Source organism: Streptomyces noursei, from assembly GCF_016917755.1.
GTDB lineage: Bacteria > Actinomycetota > Actinomycetes > Streptomycetales > Streptomycetaceae > Streptomyces > Streptomyces yunnanensis.
Map to the genome: position 1 here is coordinate 6,627,915 of NZ_CP070326.1, position 19,735 is coordinate 6,647,649.

Consider the following 19,735-nt stretch of genomic DNA (forward strand, 5'->3'; position numbering starts at 1 on the left):
GGGAGCGGCCAAGGGGGGACCGGGCGGCTGAGCGGCCGTCCGGGCAGAGCGAGGCAGAACTCATGGAGCGTGTGTGGGGGGTTGACGAGCTGGTGGTACGGGGTCACGGCCGCCCGGAGCGGTGCTGTGGGGGTCCGGGTGGCGGCTGCCGGGAAGAGTGCCACCACTGGCGAGTGGTTGTCAGGTGCCGTTCAACTAATTGGCCGGAAAACGTCCGTTGGGCGAAATCGACGTCCGGAAACCGGACGGTCGGCCGGGTATCGGGACGGCCCGGGCCGTCGCTCAGGACACGCTCGTCCGCCAGGCCCGGTGCAGCGCCGCATACCGGCCGCCGTCGGCGATCAGCGCGGCCGGGGCGCCGTCCTCGACGATCCGGCCGTCGGACATCACCAGCACCCGGTCCGCGGACTCCACCGTGGACAGCCGGTGCGCGATCAGCAGCGCCGTCCGGCCGCGCAGCACCGCGCCCATCGCCCGCTGCACCGCCCGCTCGCCCGGTATGTCCAGCGAGCTGGTCGCCTCGTCCAGGATGAGCACCGCCGGATCGGCCAGCAACGCCCGGGCGAAGCCCACCAGTTGACGCTGGCCCGCGGAGAGCCGGCCACCGCGCCTGCGGACGTCGGTGTCGTAGCCCTCCGGGAGCGCGACGATGAAGTCGTGCGCCCCGATCGCCCGCGCGGCCCGCTCGATCTGCGCGCGGTCGGCATCCGGATTGCCCAGCGCGATGTTGTCGGCGACCGTGCCGGAGAACAGGAACGCCTCCTGGGTGACCATCACCACCGCGCGGCGCAGCTCCGCGCCGGACAGCTCGCGCAGATCGACCCCGTCCAGCGTCACCCGGCCCTCCGTGGGGTCGTGGAAGCGGGCCAGCAGCCTGGCGAGGGTGGACTTGCCGGCCCCGGTGGCGCCGACCACCGCGACGGTGGTGCCGGCCGCCAGGGCGAGGTCGAACCGCGGCAGCACCTCGCCGCCCGTGCGGTACCCGAAGCGGACGCCGTGGAAGGCCACTTCGCGGCCGGGGCGGTCGGGGGCGGCGGGCGGCAGCGCACGCGGAGCGGTGGGCTCGGCGACCGTCGGCCGCTGGGCCAGCAGCCCGGCGATCTTCTCCAGGGAGGCGGCGGCGGACTCGTAGGCGTTCAGGAACACGCCCATCCGGTCGAGCGGGTCGTACAGCCGGCGCAGGTAGAGGGTCGCGGCGGCCAGCACACCGAGGGCGAGCCCGCCGGTGGCGACGCGGTAGGCGCCCCACAGCACGATCGCGGCCAGCGCGGCGTTGGCCACCGCGCGGGAGCCGACGACATAGCGCGCCATCTCCAGGATCGCGTCGCCGTTGAGCCGCCGGTGGCGGGAGTTCAGCGCGGCGAAGGCGGCGTCGTTGGCCCGCTCGCGGCGGAACGCCAGCACCGGCCGGATGCCGTTGAGGGTCTCCGTGAACCGCACGATGACCGCCGCGGTGGCGGTGGACTTGGCGAGGTAGGCCCGCTGCGAGCGGTGCTGGAAGGAGCGGACCAGGAGCGCCAGCGGCACCGCCGAGAGCAGCGCCGCGGTGCCCAGGCCGACGTCCAGCCAGAACAGCAGCGCGGTGACGTACAGCGCCGCGAGGGCGACCGTGACCAGTTCCTGCAGGCCCTCTTCGAGGAGTTCGCGCAGCGCCTCGACGTCCGTGGTGGCGCGCGATATCAACCGGCCGGAGGTGTAGCGCTCGTGGAAGTCCAGGCCGAGTGCCTGGGAGTGCCGGAAGATCCGGCCGCGCAGGTCCAGCAGCACGTCCTGGCCGGCCCGGGCGGAGAGCCGGACGAAGGCCCACTGGAGGCCGCCGGCGGCCACCGCGCACAGCACGGCCACCGTCACCAGGACGACCAGCGGGCCGCGCCCGCCCGCCCGCAGGGCCGGCACCACCCGGTCGAGGGCGTAGGCCACCAGCAGCGGGCTGGCCTGCGCGGCGGCCTGCTGGAGCAGCAGCGCGGCGGTGGCGGCGGCCACCCGGCCGCGGTGCGGGGCCAGCAGCGACCCCAGGAGGGCCCGGGAGGCGCCCTTCGGGGTGGGCAGCAGATCCGCCTCGAAGGCGTCCGGCGCGTCGTCCGGTACGCGCCGCCCCGTGCGGTGGCCGGCGTCGCCGGTGGTGTCGCTGTCCGGGCCGTCGGCCGGCCGGTCGGTCTCCGTGGTCGTCATCGCGCGCCCTCCCCCTCCTGTCGCCCGGTGCCGCCACGCCCCGGGCCGCCGGACATCAGCGCCGCGTACTCCGCGTTCTCCCGCAGCAGTTGGTGGTGGGTGCCGACGGCGGCTATCCGGCCGCCGGACAGCAGCGCCACCCGGTCGGCCAGCAGCACCGTGGACGGCCGGTGGGCGACCACCAGCGCCGTGGTCGTCGCCAGCACGTCCCGCAGCGCCGCCTCCACCCGGGCCTCGGTGTGCACGTCGAGCGCGGAGAGGGGGTCGTCGAGGACCAGGAACCGCGGCCGGCCGACCACCGCGCGGGCCAGCGCCAACCGCTGCCGCTGCCCGCCCGACAGGCTCATCCCCTGCTCGCCGACCCCGGTGGCGGCGGCCTGCGGGAGGGCGGCCACGAACTCCTCGGCCTGCGCCACCCGCAGCGCCCGCCGCAGAACCGCCGGGTGGTCCGCCTCCGGGCCGTCCGCCGCGCCCATCAGGACGTTCTCCGCCACCGACGCCGAGAAGAGGGTCGGCTCCTCGAAGGCCACCGCGACCAGCGCCCGCGCCTCCTCGCGGCTGAGCGTGGCCAGATCCCGGCCGTCCAGGGTGATCCGGCCCGCGGTGGGGTCGTACAGCCGCGGCACCAGCGCCGTCAGGGTGGTCTTGCCGCTGCCGGTCGCCCCGACCAGCGCCATCGTCTCCCCGGGCCGGACGTGCAGATCGACGCCCCGCAGGGCCGGTGGGGCGTCGGGGGCGGCGTCCGGATAGCGGAACTCCACCCCCTCGAAGACCAGCCCCCCGCCGCCCCGTTCGCGCTCGGCGGCGGCTGCGCCGTTCGTGCGCCGGCACGGCCCGCCCTCCTCCACCGCCGGCTCGTCCAGCACCTCGAAGTACCGGTCGGCGGCCGTCGCCGCCGCGCTGCTCATCGCCAGCAGGAAGCCGATCGAGTCCACCGGCCAGCGCAGCGCCAGTGCCATCGACAGGAAGGCGACGAGGGTGCCGGCGGACAGCTGCCCGTCGGCCACCTGGACCGTGCCGAGCACCAGCGCGGCGCCCAACGCCACCTCCGGCAGCAGGGTGTTGACGCCCCATATGGCGGCCAGCAGCCGGGCCTTGCGCAGCTCGGTGGTGCGCACCGCACGGGCCAGCTCGCGGAACGCGCGGGCCTGGCTGCGGTGCCGTCCGAAGCCCTTGATGATCCGGATGCCGAGCACCGACTCCTCGACGACCGTGGTCAGATCGCCGACCTGGTCCAGGGCCCGGCGCGCGACCTGCCCGTACTTGGCCTGGAAGACCGAGCACATCGCCATCAGCGGCAGCACCGGCGCCAGCAGCACCAGCCCCAGCGACCACTGCTGGGCCAGCAGCAGCACCCCGCCCACCGCGATCGTCACGCCGTTGACCAGCAGGAACAGCAGCGGGAAGACCAGGAACAGACGTAACAGCTGGAGGTCCGTGGTGGCCCGGGAGAGCAGCTGCCCCGAGGCCCAGCGGTCGTGGAAGGCCACCGGGAGCCGCTGCACATGACGGTAGAGGGCGTCGCGCATCGCCGCCTCCACCGCCGCCGTCGGCCGCGCCACCAGCCACCGCCGCAGCCCGAACAGCAGCGCCTCGGCGACCCCGAGCAGCAGCAGATACCCGCCGCCCAGCCACACCCCGCCGGTGTCCCGGTGCGCCACCGGCCCGTCCACCAGCCACTTGAGCACCAGCGGAACGACCACCGAGAGGCAGGACGCGACCACCGCCACGCAGGCGGCGGTGCACAGCCGGGCCCGCACCGGCCGCACGAACGGCCACAGGCGTAACAGCGAGCGCACCGCGGAGCGCCGCACCGCTCCGGTCCGCTCGTCACGGGCCGTCGAACGCGTGGTCGTGGTCATCACCCGCGAGCGTACGGCGCACCACCGACAACGCTCATGCGGTTTTGGCGCGAGCGTCCGGAATGGATCGGAACGGGGCGTGACGGGCCGGTAATCCCCCTTACTGACAAGGAAGATGATGCAGTATCAGGTTCGGGGTCGGCAGGCTCCGCGGGCGTCATCCCGGCACCGCACGGAACAGCAGCACCGTCCGCCCCGGCACCGTGAGTGCGGCGCCCGCCGCGAACGTCCCTGATTCCGGGAGGTGTTCGGCCGTCCCGTCCGGAGGCGGCTCGACCGACGTGTCCACCAGGAGCGCGTACGACCCGGCCCAGGGGAGGCCGGGCAGGACAACCGACCGGGGCTCGGCGCCGGCGTGCAGGACGGCGAGGAAGCTGTCGTCGGTGACGCGGACGCCGCGGGCGTCGCGCTGCGGGATGTCGTTGCCGGAGAGGTACATGGCCAGGGTGGCACCGGGGGCGTACCAGTCAGCCTCGGTCATCTCGGTGCCGTCCGCGCCGAACCACGCCAGGTCGCGCAGGCCGCCGCGGCGCTGCGGGCGGCCGGAGAAGAACGCCCGGCGGCGGAGCACGGGGTGGGCGCGGCGCAGCGCGATCAGGCGGGCGGTGAGGGCGGCCAGGCCGCGCCAGTGGGGGTCCTCCAGCAGCGACCAGTCGAGCCAGCCGGTGGGGTTGTCCTGGCAGTAGGCGTTGTTGTTGCCGTGCTGGGTGCGGCCCATCTCGTCGCCGGCGACCAGCATCGGTACCCCGGTGGACAGCAGCAGGGTGGTCAGCAGGTTGCGGAGCTGGCGGCGGCGCAGCGCGAGGACGTCCGGGGCGTCGGTCTCGCCCTCGGCGCCGCAGTTCCAGGCCCGGTTGTCGTGGGTGCCGTCGCGGTTGTCCTCGCCGTTGGCCTCGTTGTGCTTGTGCTCGTAGCTGACCAGGTCGCGCAGGGTGAAACCGTCGTGCGCGGTGATGAAGTTGACCGAGGCGTACGGGCGCCGGCCGCCCCAGGCGTAGAGGTCGCTCGACCCGGAGAGCCGGTAGCCCAGGTCGCGGACGTCGTGCGTGGCGCCGCGCCAGAAGTCCCGGACGGTGTCCCGGTAGCGGTCGTTCCACTCCGTCCACAGGGGCGGGAAGGCGCCGACCTGATAGCCGCCGGAACCGACGTCCCACGGCTCGGCGATGAGCTTGACCCGGCGCAGCACGGGGTCCTGGGCGATCACCGCCAGGAACGGGGAGAGCATGTCCACGTCGTGCATCGAGCGGGCCAGCGCCGCCGCCAGGTCGAAGCGGAAGCCGTCCACCCCCATCTCGGTGACCCAGTAGCGCAGCGAATCGGTGATCAGGCGCAGCACGTGCGGCTGGACGACGTGCAGGGTGTTGCCGCACCCGGTGTAGTCGGCGTAGCGGCGGCGGTCCCCCTGGAGGCGGTAGTAGCCGCGGTTGTCGATGCCGCGGAGGGAGAGCGTCGGCCCCCTCTCGCCGGCCTCGGCGGTGTGGTTGTAGACGACGTCCAGGATCACCTCGATGCCGGCGTCGTGCAGCGCCCGGACCATCCGCTTGAACTCGCCGACCTGCTGGCCGCGGGTCCCGGTGGCGGCGTAGCCGGCGTGCGGCGCGAAGTAGCCGAGGGAGTTGTAGCCCCAGTAGTTGCGCAGCCCCCGGCGCACCAGGTGGTCCTCGTGCGCGAACTGGTGGACCGGCAGCAGTTCGACGGCGGTCACCCCGAGCCGGGTCAGGTGCGCCAGCGCGGCCGGGTGGGCCAGCCCGGCGTAGGTGCCGCGCAGCCGCTCCGGGATGCCCGGGTGGCGCATGGTGAAGCCCCGGACGTGCAGCTCGTAGAGGACGGAATCCGGCCAGGGCGTCTTGGGCCGCCGGTCGTCCCGCCACTCGTCCTCGCCGTCGCCCTCCTCGCCGACCACCACCCCCTTGGGGACGTACGGTGCCGAGTCGCGGTCGTCCCGCACGGTGTCGGCTATGTGCTGCTCGGGCCAGTCCCGGACGTGCCCGTAGAGCTGGGCGGGCAGTGCCGGTCCGGTGGGGCCGGCCTCGATACGGGCGCCGAAGTCGCCGTCCACGGCGCGGGCGTACGGGTCGAGCAGCAGCTTCGCCGGGTTCCAACGGGCACCGGTCCAGGGGTCCCAGCGGCCGTGCACCCGGTAGCCGTAGCGCTGTCCGGGGCGGACGCCGGGCAGGAAGCCGTGCCAGATCTCGTGGGTCAGTTCGGTGAGGGGGCAGCGGGTCTCCTGGTCCTCGTCGTCGAAGAGGCACAGTTCGACGGCCTCGGCACCGCCCGCCCACAGGGCGAAGTTGGTGCCCGCCACGCCGTCCGGCCCGGTGCGGCAGCGGGCCCCCAGGGGCGTCGGGCTGCCGGGGCGGACGTCCGCGGGCGGGGCGAGCGGTTCGTTCGCCACCGCCTCCTGCTCGGGTGCGCTGGACACGTGCCGGCCTCCTGCGGCTCGGGGCTGGCGACGGCGTCCCGGGCCCGGAGGTGTCCCGGCCGGGCGCGGGGCCGCCGCCCGCGGTGCGGTGCACGATGGTGCACCGTTGTTCTGCCCGCAACCGGGCGTTGCCTCACGCTTCCCGCTGCCGTGGGCTTCCCGCCCCGGCTCCCGGGCCGTTTCGGGCGGGGACCCGCCCCGGCCCGCGCGCCCCGGCCCGCCGCCCCGCGCCACCCGCGCGCCCCGGCCCGCGGAACGGAGCGTCCATGACATTCCTCTTCGCGGCATACCGACCAACTTGCGAATCATCCGTCACAATCCGGCATATGACCGGCCATCAGTATCACCGACCAGGGGGCGACACCGGCGGCCGCAGCGCGGACCGCGCACCGGCGGGCGCCCCGGCGGCCCGCCGCGCGCCCTGTAGGACGGCGACGCCCCGGCCGTCCCGTCTGCGCCGCGCCGCCAGCGCCCTGCTGATCGCGCTCACCGGCGCGGCGACCCTGACCGGCTGCGCCGACCGGGACCTCTTCCTCGGCGGAGCCCCGCCCGCCCCCGAGGAGGCGATCCGGATCCTGCCCGGCGACGGCGCCCGCGGCGTACGGGCCAACGGGCGGCTGGAGGTCCGGGTCCCGGAGGGCCGCCTGGAGCGGGTGGAGGTCAACCGCGCCGGCGGCAGCGGCCGGCAGCCGGTCGCCGGCCGGATCTCCCGGGACGGCACGATCTGGCGGCCGGTGACCGACTCCCTCGAACTCGCCTCCCGGTACACCGTCGACGCGGTCGCGGTGGACGGCGCCGGCCGCCGCACCACCCGGCACACCACCTTCAACACCTTCGCGCCCCCGCACCGCCTCATCGGCTTCTACTCGCCGGAGAGCGGCGCCACGGTCGGCACCGGTCTGATCTTCTCGCTGGTCTTCAACCGCCCGGTCCTCGACCGCGCGGCCGTCGAGCGCGCGGTCACCGTCAGCGCCCGGCCCGCCGTCGAGGTCGCCCCCCACTGGTTCGGCCACCGGAGGCTGGACTTCCGGCCCCGGGAGCGCTGGCGGCCGGGCACCCGCCTCACCGTCCAGCTGCGGCTGCGCGAGGTGCGGACCGGACCGGGCGCCTACGGGATCCAGCACAAGACCCTCCACTACCAGGTGGGCCGTGACCAGGTCAGCACCGTCGACGCCGCCCGGCACACGCTGACCGTCCGCCGCGACGGCAAGGTGGTGGCCACCCTGCCGGTCACCGCGGGCAACGCCGAGAACCCCACCTACAACGGGACGATGGTGATCCTGGAGCGCCACGCGGTGACCCGGATGGACGGCGACACCGTCGGCTTCGGTGCCGAGTACGACATCCCGGACGTGCCGCACGCCATGCGGCTGACCCGGTCCGGGACCTTCCTGCACGGCAACTACTGGGCCCGGCGGGAGGTCTTCGGCGGGCTCAACACCAGCCACGGCTGCGTCGGACTGCGGGACGTCCGGGGCGGCGGCCCGGACACCCCGGCCGGCTGGCTCTACCGGAACTCGATCGTCGGCGACACCGTGGAGGTCCGCAACTCCCCGGACCGCACGGTCGCCCCCGACAACGGCCTGGGCGGCTGGAACATGCCCTGGGCCGCCTGGCGGGCGGGCAGCGCGCCGCACTGAACCGACCCCCGCCGGCGCGCCCGCGGAACACCTCCGGGCGCTCGTACGCATGCCCGCGCACCCACCCATCACTCGGGACTAAACGGTGACCTCCAGGGGGAGTTCACTGTCGGTGCGGTGTGGTTGTGTAGCGGCACGCATCCGGTCGACGGCGCCCGGGAGCGGGGACCGGGGGCCGTACGAGGGGGAAGGGGCCAGTCGTGAACGTCCAGCCGATGGCGGGGAAGCCGGTGCGTCGGAGGCGGGCGCGCCGCGCGGGCGCACCGCTCGCGCTGCTGCTCGCTCCGCTGCTGCTGTCGCTCTCCGCCTGCGGGGGCGACGAGGGGGCCGCGTCGCCCGGGCGGACCGGGGCGGACACCGCCGCCTCGCAGGCCGCCGTGGTGATAGCGCCCCAGGACGGCGCGCGGGAGGTGGCCACCAGCGGCGCCCTGAAGGTGACCGTCCGGAAGGGGACCCTGCGGTCCGTCAAGGTCACCGACGCCAAGGGCAATGCGGTCGACGGGAAGATATCCGGCGACGGCGCCCTGTGGCGGCCCGAGCGCCACCTCGGCTCCTCGACGCGGTACACCGTCGACGCGGTGGCGGTGGACGCCCGGGGCCGACAGGCCGCCGAACACGCCACGTTCACCACGCTCGTCCCGAAGAACACCTTCATCGGCCAGTACAGCCCCGAGAACGGCCAGCGGGTGGGCGTCGGGATGCCGGTCTCGATCCGCTTCAGCCGCGGCATCACCCGCCCCCGGGCGGTCGAGAAGGCCATCACGGTCACCGCGCGGCCCGCGGTCCCGATCGCCGGCCACTGGTTCGGCAACGACCGCCTCGACTTCCGCCCCCGTGCGTACTGGGCACCCGGCACCAAGGTCACCCTCCGGCTCGACCTCGATGGTGTCGAGGGCCGGCCGGGCGTCTACGGCACCCAGGCCAAGGAGGTCTCGTTCACCATCGGCCGCAGCCAGGTCAGCACCGTGGACGCCCGGACCAAGCAGATGACCGTGGTCCGCGACGGGAAGACGCTGCGGACCGTGCCGATCACCGCGGGCGCCCCGGGCACCGAGACCTACAACGGCCAGATGGTGATCAGTGAGAAGCACCCGGTGACGCGGATGAACGGCGAGACCGTCGGCTACGGCGGCGAGTACGACATCAAGGACGTCCCGCACGCCATGCGGTTGAGCACCTCCGGCACCTTCATCCACGGCAACTACTGGTCGGGCCGGGACGTGTTCGGCACCCGCAACGCCAGCCACGGCTGCGTCGGCCTCTACGACCAGCGCGGCGGCGGTGACTCCGGCACCCCGGCGGCCTGGTTCTACCGCAACTCGCTCATCGGCGACGTCGTCATCGTCAAGAACTCCCACGACCGCACCATCCAGCCGGACAACGGCTTCGGCGACTGGAACCTCTCCTGGGAGCAGTGGCGGGCCGCATAACGGGCCCGCGGTCCGGGCGGAATCGACGGTCGGGGCGGGGCGGCGCGCTGCGTTAACGCGTACTAACCTGCCCGCATGACTGTGCATCTTGAGGTCGCCGACGGCGTCGGCACCATCCGCCTGGACCGCCCGCCGATGAACGCCCTGGACGTCGCCACCCAGGACCGGCTCCGCGAACTGGCCGAGGAGGCCGGCCGCCGCGACGACGTCCGCGCCGTCGTCCTGTGGGGCGGCGAGAAGGTGTTCGCGGCCGGCGCGGACATCAAGGAAATGCAGGCCATGGACCACGCCGCCATGGTCGTCCGGTCCAAGGCCCTGCAGGACTCCTTCACCGCGGTGGCCCGGCTCCCCAAGCCGGTGGTCGCCGCGGTCACCGGCTACGCCCTCGGCGGCGGCTGCGAACTGGCGCTCTGCGCCGACTTCCGGATCGCCGCGGAGAACGCCAAGCTGGGCCAGCCGGAGATCCTGCTCGGCCTGATCCCGGGCGCCGGCGGCACCCAGCGGCTGGCCCGGCTGGTCGGCCCGTCCAAGGCCAAGGACCTGATCTTCACCGGCCGCCACGTCAAGGCCGACGAGGCGCTGGCCATCGGCCTGGTGGACCGCGTGGTCCCCGCCGACGAGGTCTACGCGCAGGCGCACGCCTGGGCGGCGCGGCTGGCGTCCGGGCCGGCGCTGGCGCTGCGGGCCGCCAAGGAATCCGTCGACGCCGGTCTGGAAACCGACATCGACACCGGGTTGACGATCGAACGCAACTGGTTCGCGGGGCTGTTCGCGACCGAGGACCGGGAGATCGGGATGCGCAGCTTCGTCGAGGAAGGGCCCGGCAAGGCCAAGTTCCTCTGAGGTTCATGGTGTTGGCGGGGCGTATGGGGTTTGGCCGGTACAGCATGCCTCGTGTGGGCGAATTGCGGAAAACTCCGTTGCGCCTTAATGGGGCCTTATCGGCAACCCCCATCGCCCCGTCCCCCATGGGTAGTTGCCGCAGGTCAGCACGGTAACGCCACCTTCCGGCTGCCGTTGGCATATGTCCGAGGAGGGGCGTGGAGGCCCTGATTCCGGACAATGGATTCCGAAGGTTCCGCCCCCCAAGCCGGCGCCGAACGGCCATCATGGAGGGCATGGCGGGCCTCGATGGAATGGAGCAGCCGCGGCCGCGGAGCGGTCCGGCCGCGCGCTGGGGGACCCCCGGCGCGGACGGGGAAGCGCCCTCGGCTCCCACGGAACCGGCGCCTGCCGCCGCGGTGCCGGCCGGACTCGACCTGGTCGGCGACCCGACCCTGGGCGAGGTCAGGCTGCCCTCCCGCCCGCAGTCCGCGCGCACCGCGCGCCGGCTCACCGCCGCCATCCTCCTCAAGCAGTGGTCCCTCTCGCCGCAGCTCGCCGAGCACTCCGTGCTGCTGGTCTCGGAGTTGGTCGGCAACGCCGTGCGGCACACCGGCGCCCGGACGTTCGGGCTGCGGATACTGCGCCGCCGTGGCTGGATCCGGGTGGAGGTGCGCGACCCCTCGCGCGGCCTGCCGTGCCTGATGCCGGTCCAGCCGATGGACGTCAGCGGCCGGGGGCTCTTCCTCGTCGACAAGCTCTCGGACCGCTGGGGCGTGGACCTGCTGCCGCGCGGCAAGACGACCTGGTTCGAGGTCCGGGTCACCGACCGTTGACCGCGGCCGCGCCCGCCGCCTCGCGTACCGGCCCCGAGGACGGGACTGGGGCCCTCCCGCGGGATGCCGCGGGGTGAGCCCCAGTGCCCGGCCGTCCGCGGGCGGAAGGGGAGGCCCGCGCGACCGGCGGCGACCGGTCCCCGCCGTCGGCCGGGAGCACCTCCCACGCCGCAGGGCAGGGGGAGGGTCGCCGCGGACGACTATGGCAGGCCGGCCCGCCGTCGACCAAAGGCCGCAAAGCGGAAATGACTGGATATACCGCCATTGGCGGAGGGGGTGCTCCGGAGGTGAGCTCGGCCACCGCGGTCGCCCCTGCGCCGGCAATCCGTAGGATGGGATGTTCCGAACGACACGGACCGACGGCGACAGGGGAGGGACCATGCACCGGCTGCGCCGCTCGGCGACGCTGACCCTGCTGCTCCTCCTCGCGGTCACCTTCGGCCCGCTGCTCTGCAGGATCGGCGGCGACCAGGCATGGCTCGCCGGTCGTGCGGCGGCCGTGGCCGAGTTCTGGCGGGGCGCTCCCGCGGAGCCGGCCGCCACGTTCGCCGCGCACCCCGCCGCCACCGCCCCCATCGCGGTGGCCGACACCGCCAAGAACTGCTCCGGCCGCCATGCGCCGAGCCCCGGCGAGGCCGCCCCGCTGCCCGCCCCGCACCGCGCCGAGCCGCTCGCCCCGGACGTCACCGCCCCCGGGCCGCTCGCCGCCGACCTGCCGCACTGTTTCGCCCTGTCCCGCCCGCCCACCGGCGCCGCGCCCACCCCGGACCACACCGCGCTCCTGCCCGTACTGCGGATATAGGCCGCCCGGCCACCACCCCGGCTGCCTCGTGTCCCACACCCCTCCGTACGTCAGGAGCTTTCGCATGCCCGCTTCCGCTTCCCCTGCCCGCAAATTCGCCGCCGTCGGCGCGGTCCTCGCGCTCGTGGTGGCGGTGATCGCCATCGCCATCGCGGTCGGCAAGGCCGTCGAGAACGGCCGGGACACCCCGGCCGCCTCCCCCGGCGCCGCCTCCACCGCACCCCAGGAGAACGCCGACCAGCAGAAGCTGTACGACGAGCTGGCCACCCGCACCAGCCGCCGCACCGCCGGCGACCCGCTCGCCGTCGGCAAGCCGGACGCCCCGGTCGTCCTCGTCGAGTACGCCGACTACCAGTGCTCGTTCTGCGGCCGCTTCACCCGTGAGACCCAGCCGGCGCTGGTCAAGAAGTTCGTCGACGCCGGCACCCTGCGCATCGAGTTCCGCAACTTCCCCGTCTTCGGCGCCGACTCCGAGCGCGCCGCCCGGGCGTCCTGGGCGGCCGGCCGGCAGGGGAAGTTCTGGCAGCTGCACGACGAGCTCTACGCCAAGACCCGCAAGGGCGACGCGCTCGCCGAGGACAAGCTGGTCGAGATGGCCCGCACCGCCGGCGTGCCGGACCTGGAGAAGTTCCGCACCGACCTCAACGGCCCGGACGCCGCGGCGGCCCTGAAGAAGGACCAGGACGAGGGCTACCAGCTCGGCGTGCAGTCCACCCCGTCCTTCCTGGTCAACGGCCGCCCGATCGCCGGCGCGCAGGAGACCGCGGTCTTCGAGCAGGCCATCGAGCAGGCCGCCGCGGCGGCCGGCAAGCACGGCGGCGCGGGGGCCGGGAAGTGACCGCCGACATCGGATACCTCGCCGCGTTCCTGGGCGGCGCGCTGGCGCTGATCAGCCCGTGCAGCGCCCTGCTGCTCCCGGCGTTCTTCGCCTACTCGCTGGCCAGCCCCGGCCGGCTGCTGGCCCGCACCGGGGTCTTCTACCTCGGGCTGGCCACGACGCTGGTGCCGCTGGGCGCCGCCAGCACGGCCGCCAGCCGGCTCTTCAACGGCCACCGCGACCTGCTGATCGCGATAGGCGGCTGGGTCGTGATCGCGCTCGGCCTGGCGCAGATCCTCGGCCTGGGCTTCGCCTCCCGGCGCGCCCAGGCCGCCGCCGCCAGGATCACCCCGCGCACCGCGCTCTCCACGTTCCTGCTCGGCTGCGTCTACGGCCTGGCCGGCTTCTGCGCCGGGCCGATCCTCGGCGCGGTGCTGACCGTGACCGCGGTCAGCGGCTCCCCGGTCTACGGCGCCTCGATGCTCGCCGTCTACGCGCTGGGCATGGCGCTGCCGCTGTTCCTGCTGGCCCTGCTGTGGGACCGCTTCCGGCTCGGCACCCGCGGCTGGCTGCGCGGTCGCGAACTCACCCTCGGCCGGCTGCGGCTGCACACCACGTCGCTGATCTCCGGCCTCTTCTTCATCGCCATCGGCGTGCTCTTCCTGCGCTTCAACGGCACCAGCGCGCTGCCCGGGATCCTGGACGCGGACACCGAGGCCCGGCTGGAGGAGTGGGCGGCCCGCCTGGGCAACGGCGTCCCCGACGCGCTGCTGCTCGCGGTGGTCGCGCTGGTCGTCGCCGCGGTGCTGGGCCGGATCGCGCTGCGGCCGGCCCGGAAGCGGGACGCCGCGGAGGAACGCCCGGGCGCCGGGCCCGAGGGCTCGGACGCGCCCTAGGACCGGGCCGAGTGGGCCTACGCGCTCAGCCGGCGGTGCCAGTCCGGGTGCGGCCGGGGGCGCGGGCGGGCGTACGGGCGGACGTGCGGATGGTGCGCGTCCGCCCGGCGCCGGCGGTCGTTGCACAGCAGGCATTTGCCGTAGCCCGGCGGAAGCGGGTCTTCCGGGTCGCCGTGCAGGGGGTCCACCGCACCGTTGGGGTGCAGGGCACAGCCTGTCGGGCCGGTGGTCCGGTCGCCCAGCGAGCTGGCGGCGGTCAGCGCCTGGCGGAGGACGTCGACGAGCTGGTCGGCGTCCCGCCGGGTCGGCGCGGCGCGGAGCGCGGAGGCGAGGTCGGAGGCAGTGGTCAGCGCGGTCTGGAGTTCGTGCAGGCGGGCGTCTCCCATGTCGTGGAGAGTAGGCGGCCCCACTGACAGTTGATCTTCCGATCGCACTTCGTGGCTTCCCATGGCGGCATGCATGCCCGCGCAGGCCCACGTTTTAGCACCGGTCCGGTGACCGCTCCCTGGCCGGAGCATGACCAATGCGTGCCGGGGCGCGCCCGCGGACGGCCGCGCCCCCGCCCGTCTCAGGGCGCGATCGGCAGCGCCCGCTTGTGGGCGGTGAGGCGGTAGCGCCGGGCGATCGCCTCGAAGGCGGCCTCCTCGACGGGCCGGCCCTCCAGGAAGTCGTCGATCTGGTCGTAGCTGACGCCGAGCGCGTCCTCGTCGGGCTTGCCCGGGTCGAGGGTCTCCAGGTCGGCCGTCGGGACCTTGTGGACCAGCTCGGCCGGGGCGCCCAGCGCCTGCGCCACGGCGCGCACCCGGCGCTTGGTCAGCCCGGTCAGCGGGACCACGTCGGCCGCGCCGTCGCCGAACTTGGTGAAGAAGCCGGAGACCGCCTCGGCGGCGTGGTCGGTGCCCACGACCAGCCCGTGCTCGGCACCGGCCACCGCGTACTGCGCGATCATGCGCTGGCGGGCCTTGATGTTGCCGTGGACGAAGTCCTGGTGGTGGGCGTCCCGGAAGGTCACGCCGCCGGCCACGGCAGCGGCCAGCGCCGCGTCGCTGGCCGGGCGGACGTCGACGGTCAGCAGGCGGTCGGCGCGCAGGAACTCCACCGCCCGCTGTGCGTCCTTCTCGTCCGCCTGCTCGCCGTAGGGCAGCCGCATCGCGTAGAAGGTCGCCTCGTGGCCCTCGGCGCGGGCCCGCTCCACGGCGAGCTGGCAGAGCCGGCCCGCGGTCGTCGAGTCGACCCCGCCGCTGATGCCCAGCACCAGGGAGCGCAGACCCGTCGACGTCAGCTGTGCTGTGAGGAAGGACACCCGGCGCTCGATCTCGTGCGCGGCGTCGAATTCCGCGGGCACCTGGAGTTCGCGGGCTATCTCCTGCTGCAGGGCCTTGGCCGCCGGGTCCGTCACGGGTGCTCCTTCTGCGTTTCGTCACGCACTGTTCGCCCGCCGCGCGATCGTGTCACGCGGAGTGTCCGCCAGGCGTGTCCGGATACTGCCGGAGAATTTTATGCGGGATGCGCCCACTTCTTGAGCTCGGCCTTGCTGTCGAATGCCGCGACGTTCTTGTCCAGCGGCGAATCGGTGTACTGGTGGAGCCGCCATTTCGCCTTGATCCGCGGATGCCCGGCGGTGACGTAGTCGGCGATCCACAGTCCGTCCGCGGCATACGACGTGGTGTCGCGGTTCAGCCAGAAATCGCGGTTGCAGTAGAGCAGCACGCGGTGGGTGGGCCGCAGTTTCTTGACCTCCAGCAGGAACTGGTCCTTCTGGGCGTTGCTGGCGTAGGTGCCGGAGCCGGTGGTCTCCCAGTCGGCGGCCAGGAGGTCACCCTGGACCGACGCGCATTTCTCCACGAAATAGCGGGCCTGGGCGGCGATGTTCCCCGGCCACAGGAAGTGGTAGAAGCCGACCACGGCACCCGCCTCCCGGGCCCGCGCCGCCTGTGCCGACTGGTGCGGGTTCACATAGGAACGGCCCTCGGTGGCCTTGATGAGAACGAAGTCCAATCCCTTGGCGGAATATCCGGTGTTGTAGGAGCTGACATCTACGCCGTGCAGCATGAGCGGCCTCCTGCCCGTCGGACTTGCGGAATGCGAAGCGTCATCTGCTCGAAGCGGCTGCCGCCCCCTCAGCAGTTCAGCATGTTCACGATCGGAGACGCCAGATCGCCGCGCCGAAGTTCCCTATGGAATAGGCGAGTTGAGTAACGCGCGACGCGCATGGGGCGGGTGGTGCGGGTGGGGTTGCGGCCGTCGGCCCGCCCGCGGCCGGCCGTTTCAGGCCCGCCCGGCCCGCCGGGGCAGCGTCCGCGCCCGGGACCGGGCCAGGCCCAGCGCCCGGCGCACGGACCGGGAACGGCGGGTGGCCCGCAGCTCCTCGACGAGCACCCGGTAGCGCTCGGCGAGCGGCTCCGGTCCGTGCCGGCGGGCGCTCTCCCGCGCGGCGGCGCCCATCGCCCGACGGTGCTCCGGGTCCCCGACCAGGTCCAGCAGCGCACCGGCCAGCGCCCGCCCGTCGTCGCACGGCACCAGCAGTCCGCCCCCGCCGCCCTGGATCAGCTCGGTGGGGCCCGGCGGCCGGCCGGTGCCGACGACCGGGACGCCGCGCCGCATCGCCTCGACCAGGGCCGGACCGGACGCCTCGGTGTCCGAGGCGGAGGCGGCGATCGAGGCCCCGGCGAACTCCGCCCCGTCCGGCGTCCGCGGCCCGGCCAGCTCGGCCCGGCCGGCCAGCCCCAGGCCGTCGATCAGGTTCCGCAGCCGGGCGCGCTCCGGGCCCTCGCCGTGGATCCGCAGCCGCCAGTCGGGGTCCTTGGCGCAGACCGCGGAGAACGCCGCCAGCAGGAGGTCGAAGCGCTCGCCGGGGACCAGCCGGCCGGCCGCCACGATGATCCGCGTGCGGCCGTCCGCGTCCGCGTCCGCGTCCGCGTCGGCGTCGGTGTCGGCGTCCGGCGCGGGGACGACGGCCGGCACCGCCAGCACCCGCACCCCGGGCAGCGGCAGCCCCGCCCGCCAACGGGCCGCCTCCGCCTCGGTGGTGGCCACCAGTGCGTCCAACGCCCGGTAGGGGCGGGCGAGTTCGGCCCGCAGCAGGCCGCTGTGCGTGTCGTACCGCAGCGGCTCCTGGGCGATCCGCAGGGCCTGCCGGGGGCCGAAGCGGGCCAGGTAGACATTGACGCCGCTGCGGGTTCCGATGACCACGTCCGCGTCGCAGCCGCGCAGGAACTCCGCGGCCCGCAGATCGGTCAGCAGGCTGTACTGGTGGTGGTGCCGGTCGGCGATCGGGACGTCCGCCGCCGGCTCGCCGAACAGCGGGTGCGCCATGTCGTCGCTGCCCACCCGGGTGTCCACCAGCGGCACCAGCCGCACCCGGGGGTCCACCGCGCACCGCGGGACCTCCCGGTGCCGCAGCATCGAGACCAGCTCCACGTCGTGGTGATCGGCGAGCGCGGCGGCGAGCGCGAGCGTGCCGCGCAGGGTGGCGCCGACGGCATACGCGTTGTGCAGCAGGAGCGTGATCTTCATGCGCCGTCTTCCGGTGGTGCGCTGTTTCCGGGGGTCGCGCCCGGGGGGGGCCGTACCCGGGGCGCCGGGCCGTGCGGGTGACCGGCCGGGCCGGTCCCGCGGCCGGTCCCCGCGGGTGGCCCGTCCGGCACCGGCCACCGTGGCGGGACCGGGTAAGCCCCGGGCGTGTCCCGGGTGAGAGAGCGGTAAGAAACCGCCCGGCGGCCCGACCGCCCGTCGGTCCTCACAGGGGCCCTTGGCAGACTTGCCGGGTGACCCACTCCGTGCTGCTCGCCGAGGACGACCGCCCCATCCGCACCGCGCTGGAGCGCGCCCTGACCCTGGAGGGGTACCGGGTCACCGCCGTCGCCGACGGCATCCAGGCGCTGGCCGCCGCCCACCGCGAGCGGCCGGACGTGATCCTGCTCGATGTGATGATGCCGGGGATCGACGGCCTCCAGGTCTGCCAGGTGCTGCGCGCCGAACAGGACCGCACCCCGGTCCTGATGCTGACCGCCCGGGTCGAGACCGCCGACCGGATCGCCGGCCTGGACGCCGGGGCCGACGACTACGTCGTCAAGCCCTTCGAGGTCGAGGAGGTCTTCGCCCGGATCCGGGCGCTGCTGCGGCGCACCGCGGAGCCACCGGCGCGGGCCGGCGCCGACGGCGCCTCGCCGGGCGAGCCCGGTGAGGGATACGACGCCCGGGCGGCGGAGAGCGGCGTGGTCGAGGCGGCCGACCTGCGGATCGACGGCCCCTCCCGGCGCGCCTGGCGGGGCGGGCGCGAGCTGGAGCTGACCCGCACCGAGTTCGAGCTGCTGGAGCTGCTGGTCCGCAACGCCGGCATCGTCCTGGACCACTCGACGATCTACGACCGGATATGGGGCTACGACTTCGGACCCGGCTCCAAGAACCTCGCGGTCTACGTCGGCTATCTGCGGCGGAAGGTCGACGTGCCGGGCAGCCGGCCGCTGATCCACACGGTGCGCGGCGTCGGTTACGTCCTCCGGGAGGACTGACGTGCCCGGGCGCCGTGGCCTGCTCGCCCGGCTGCCGGTGGCCCGGTGGGCCGCACGGTGGCTGCCGGCCCGGCTGTGCGCCCGTACACCGGCCAGTCTGCGCACCTCCTTCGCGCTGGCCTTCGCCGCCGGCGCCGCCGGGGTGACCGTCCTGGTCGGCTTCCTCAGCTACGACTCGGCCGCCCGGCTGGTGCGGCTGGACGAGAAGTCGGTCTTCACCGAGGTCGTCCGGGACCTGCGGGCCCAGGTGCGGGAGCGTCCGTACTCCCCGGGCGACTACACCGCCGTCCCCGACCCCGGTGGGCCGCGAGACGAACTGGCCGGCGCCACCCGCACCGACGTCCAGGTCCTGGCCGCCGGCGGGCGGATCGTCGGGGCCGGGCACCCCGCGCTGCCGGCCGGGGACCGCGAACGGCGGGTGGCCGCCCGGCGGGACGCCGGAGGCTACGAGGAGCGGGTGGTCGTCCTCGGCGACGCGGAGTACCACATGGCCACCGTGGCGCTCGGCGGCGGGCGCGGCGCCGTCCAGGTCGCCCGGAAGCTCAGCGGCACCGAGGACCTGCTCTCCGCGCTCCAGCAGCGCACCGTGCTGCTGGCCGCCGCGGTGATCGCGCTGGCCGGCGCCGTCGGCTGGTGGCTGGCGCGCCGGATCACCGGGCGGCTGGTCCGGTTGACCACGGCCGCCGAGAGCGTCGCCGCGCACGGCCGGGTGGACGTCGTGGTGCCGGTCGCCGGCCGGGACGAGGTGGCCCGGCTCGGCCGGGCCTTCGACGACATGCTGGGCCGGCTGACCACCGCGGTGCGCGACCAGCAGCGGCTCGTCCAGGACGCCGGGCACGAGCTGCGCACCCCGCTGACCTCGCTGCGCACCAACATCTCGCTGCTCAAGCGCTTCGAGGAGCTGCCGCCGGACGCCCGCGAGGAACTGCTCGCCGACCTGGCCGGCGAGGCCCGCGAACTGACCGACCTGGTCAACGAACTGGTCGCGCTGGCGGCCGGGCAGCGCGACGACGACCCGCCGTCGGACGTCCGGCTGGCCGAGGTCGCCGACCGCGCGGCGGCCGCGGCCCGCCGCCGCACCGGGCGCGAGATCATCGTGCGCGCCGCCCGCCCGGCGGTGGTCGAGGGCCGCCCGGCCGCCCTGCAGCGGGCGGTCGGCAACCTCCTGGAGAACGCCGCGAAGTTCGACGCCGACGGCACCGCGCCCATCGAGGTCGTGGTCACCGGCGCCCGCGTCGAGGTCCTCGACCGCGGCCCGGGCATCGCCGACTGCGACCTCACCCGGGTCTTCGACCGCTTCTACCGCGCCCCGGCCGCCCGCGGCCTGCCCGGCTCCGGGCTGGGCCTGGCCATCGTGCGGGAGGTCGCGGTGGCGCACGGCGGCCGGGCCTTCGCCGCCGCCCGCCCCGGCGGCGGTGCCCGGCTGGGCTTCACGGTGGGCGACGACGACCCGGCCCGGCCGCCCCACGGAACGGCCGAGGACGCCGGCGGGGCGGTATGACACCCGCCGGTGCCCCGAGGA

At 74.7% G+C, this 19,735-nt stretch carries 16 protein-coding genes; 9 read left to right on the top strand and 7 right to left on the bottom strand.

Annotation, left to right across the window (positions count from 1 at the left end; all coding sequences use genetic code 11):
- Positions 1-282 precede the first annotated feature (282 nt).
- The 3 genes from JNO44_RS29110 to glgX all read right to left on the bottom strand — a co-directional run bounded on the left by JNO44_RS29110 (position 283) and on the right by glgX (position 6,456).
- Positions 283-2,172 carry an ABC transporter ATP-binding protein gene (locus JNO44_RS29110; RefSeq protein ID WP_205366729.1) on the bottom strand — a complete coding sequence of 630 codons (1,890 nt, stop codon included), beginning with the start codon at positions 2,170-2,172 and terminating at the stop codon, positions 283-285.
- Complete coding sequence (locus tag JNO44_RS29115; protein WP_205366730.1) at positions 2,169-4,034, bottom strand: ABC transporter ATP-binding protein; 1,866 nt, start codon at positions 4,032-4,034, stop codon at positions 2,169-2,171. Before JNO44_RS29115 ends, JNO44_RS29110 begins: the two co-directional genes overlap by 4 nt.
- 157 nt (positions 4,035-4,191) lie before the next feature.
- Complete coding sequence (gene glgX, locus JNO44_RS29120; protein ID WP_205366731.1) at positions 4,192-6,456, bottom strand: glycogen debranching protein GlgX; 2,265 nt, start codon at positions 6,454-6,456, stop codon at positions 4,192-4,194.
- A 326-nt stretch (positions 6,457-6,782) separates the two neighbouring features.
- Here glgX and JNO44_RS29125 point away from each other — a divergent pair, with 326 nt between their 5' ends.
- The 7 genes from JNO44_RS29125 (at position 6,783) to JNO44_RS29155 (ending at position 13,699) form a co-directional block, all read left to right on the top strand.
- Positions 6,783-8,096, top strand: a complete 1,314-nt coding sequence (locus tag JNO44_RS29125; RefSeq protein ID WP_205366732.1) for a L,D-transpeptidase — start codon at positions 6,783-6,785, stop codon at positions 8,094-8,096.
- A 200-nt stretch (positions 8,097-8,296) separates the two neighbouring features.
- Complete coding sequence (locus tag JNO44_RS29130) at positions 8,297-9,526, top strand: L,D-transpeptidase (RefSeq protein WP_420882698.1); 1,230 nt, start codon at positions 8,297-8,299, stop codon at positions 9,524-9,526.
- A gap of 75 nt (positions 9,527-9,601) precedes the next feature.
- Positions 9,602-10,369, top strand: coding sequence for an enoyl-CoA hydratase/isomerase family protein (locus tag JNO44_RS29135; RefSeq protein WP_039632643.1), 768 nt, complete (start codon positions 9,602-9,604; stop codon positions 10,367-10,369).
- 275 nt (positions 10,370-10,644) lie between these two features.
- Complete coding sequence (locus JNO44_RS29140; RefSeq protein WP_420882699.1) at positions 10,645-11,184, top strand: ATP-binding protein; 540 nt, start codon at positions 10,645-10,647, stop codon at positions 11,182-11,184.
- Positions 11,185-11,563: 379 nt separating this feature from the next.
- Positions 11,564-11,986, top strand: coding sequence for a hypothetical protein (locus JNO44_RS29145; protein ID WP_205366733.1), 423 nt, complete (start codon positions 11,564-11,566; stop codon positions 11,984-11,986).
- 64 nt (positions 11,987-12,050) lie between these two features.
- A complete protein-coding gene (locus tag JNO44_RS29150; RefSeq protein WP_205366734.1) occupies positions 12,051-12,824 on the top strand; it encodes a DsbA family protein in 774 nt (257 codons plus the stop codon).
- Positions 12,821-13,699: a cytochrome c biogenesis CcdA family protein gene (locus JNO44_RS29155; RefSeq protein ID WP_205366735.1), complete on the top strand. Its 879-nt coding sequence runs from the start codon at positions 12,821-12,823 to the stop codon at positions 13,697-13,699. Before JNO44_RS29150 ends, JNO44_RS29155 begins: the two co-directional genes overlap by 4 nt.
- A gap of 17 nt (positions 13,700-13,716) precedes the next feature.
- Here the strand turns inward: JNO44_RS29155 and JNO44_RS29160 are convergent, their stop codons facing one another.
- The 4 genes from JNO44_RS29160 to JNO44_RS29175 all read right to left on the bottom strand — a co-directional run bounded on the left by JNO44_RS29160 (position 13,717) and on the right by JNO44_RS29175 (position 17,215).
- Positions 13,717-14,085: a hypothetical protein gene (locus JNO44_RS29160; RefSeq protein WP_039632635.1), complete on the bottom strand. Its 369-nt coding sequence runs from the start codon at positions 14,083-14,085 to the stop codon at positions 13,717-13,719.
- A 182-nt stretch (positions 14,086-14,267) separates the two neighbouring features.
- Positions 14,268-15,098, bottom strand: a complete 831-nt coding sequence (gene nadE / locus JNO44_RS29165; RefSeq protein ID WP_073443400.1) for an ammonia-dependent NAD(+) synthetase — start codon at positions 15,096-15,098, stop codon at positions 14,268-14,270.
- A 98-nt stretch (positions 15,099-15,196) separates the two neighbouring features.
- On the bottom strand, positions 15,197-15,751 hold the full coding sequence (locus JNO44_RS29170; protein ID WP_205366736.1) for a GH25 family lysozyme: 555 nt from the start codon (positions 15,749-15,751) through the stop codon (positions 15,197-15,199).
- Positions 15,752-15,967: 216 nt separating this feature from the next.
- Positions 15,968-17,215 carry a glycosyltransferase gene (locus JNO44_RS29175; protein ID WP_205366737.1) on the bottom strand — a complete coding sequence of 416 codons (1,248 nt, stop codon included), beginning with the start codon at positions 17,213-17,215 and terminating at the stop codon, positions 15,968-15,970.
- A gap of 251 nt (positions 17,216-17,466) precedes the next feature.
- Between JNO44_RS29175 and JNO44_RS29180 the strand changes: the two genes are divergently transcribed.
- Together JNO44_RS29180 and JNO44_RS29185 are read left to right on the top strand one after the other, a co-directional pair.
- Positions 17,467-18,213 carry a response regulator transcription factor gene (locus tag JNO44_RS29180; RefSeq protein ID WP_205366738.1) on the top strand — a complete coding sequence of 249 codons (747 nt, stop codon included), beginning with the start codon at positions 17,467-17,469 and terminating at the stop codon, positions 18,211-18,213.
- A gap of 1 nt (position 18,214) precedes the next feature.
- Positions 18,215-19,714, top strand: a complete 1,500-nt coding sequence (locus JNO44_RS29185) for a sensor histidine kinase (RefSeq protein ID WP_205366739.1) — start codon at positions 18,215-18,217, stop codon at positions 19,712-19,714.
- Positions 19,715-19,735: the final 21 nt, after the last annotated feature.

What these genes read in the sequence shown, in the direction of transcription:
- JNO44_RS29140 (WP_420882699.1), top strand. Translation starts at nt 10,645, where the DNA reads ATGGCGGGCCTCGATGGAATGGAGCAGCCGCGGCCGCGGAGCGGTCCG.
- JNO44_RS29175 (WP_205366737.1), bottom strand. Translation starts at nt 17,215, where the DNA reads ATGAAGATCACGCTCCTGCTGCACAACGCGTATGCCGTCGGCGCCACC.
- JNO44_RS29150 (WP_205366734.1), top strand. Translation starts at nt 12,051, where the DNA reads ATGCCCGCTTCCGCTTCCCCTGCCCGCAAATTCGCCGCCGTCGGCGCG.
- JNO44_RS29145 (WP_205366733.1), top strand. Translation starts at nt 11,564, where the DNA reads ATGCACCGGCTGCGCCGCTCGGCGACGCTGACCCTGCTGCTCCTCCTC.
- JNO44_RS29110 (WP_205366729.1), bottom strand. Translation starts at nt 2,172, where the DNA reads ATGACGACCACGGAGACCGACCGGCCGGCCGACGGCCCGGACAGCGAC.
- JNO44_RS29135 (WP_039632643.1), top strand. Translation starts at nt 9,602, where the DNA reads ATGACTGTGCATCTTGAGGTCGCCGACGGCGTCGGCACCATCCGCCTG.
- JNO44_RS29160 (WP_039632635.1), bottom strand. Translation starts at nt 14,085, where the DNA reads ATGGGAGACGCCCGCCTGCACGAACTCCAGACCGCGCTGACCACTGCC.
- JNO44_RS29170 (WP_205366736.1), bottom strand. Translation starts at nt 15,751, where the DNA reads ATGCTGCACGGCGTAGATGTCAGCTCCTACAACACCGGATATTCCGCC.
- JNO44_RS29115 (WP_205366730.1), bottom strand. Translation starts at nt 4,034, where the DNA reads ATGACCACGACCACGCGTTCGACGGCCCGTGACGAGCGGACCGGAGCG.
- JNO44_RS29125 (WP_205366732.1), top strand. Translation starts at nt 6,783, where the DNA reads ATGACCGGCCATCAGTATCACCGACCAGGGGGCGACACCGGCGGCCGC.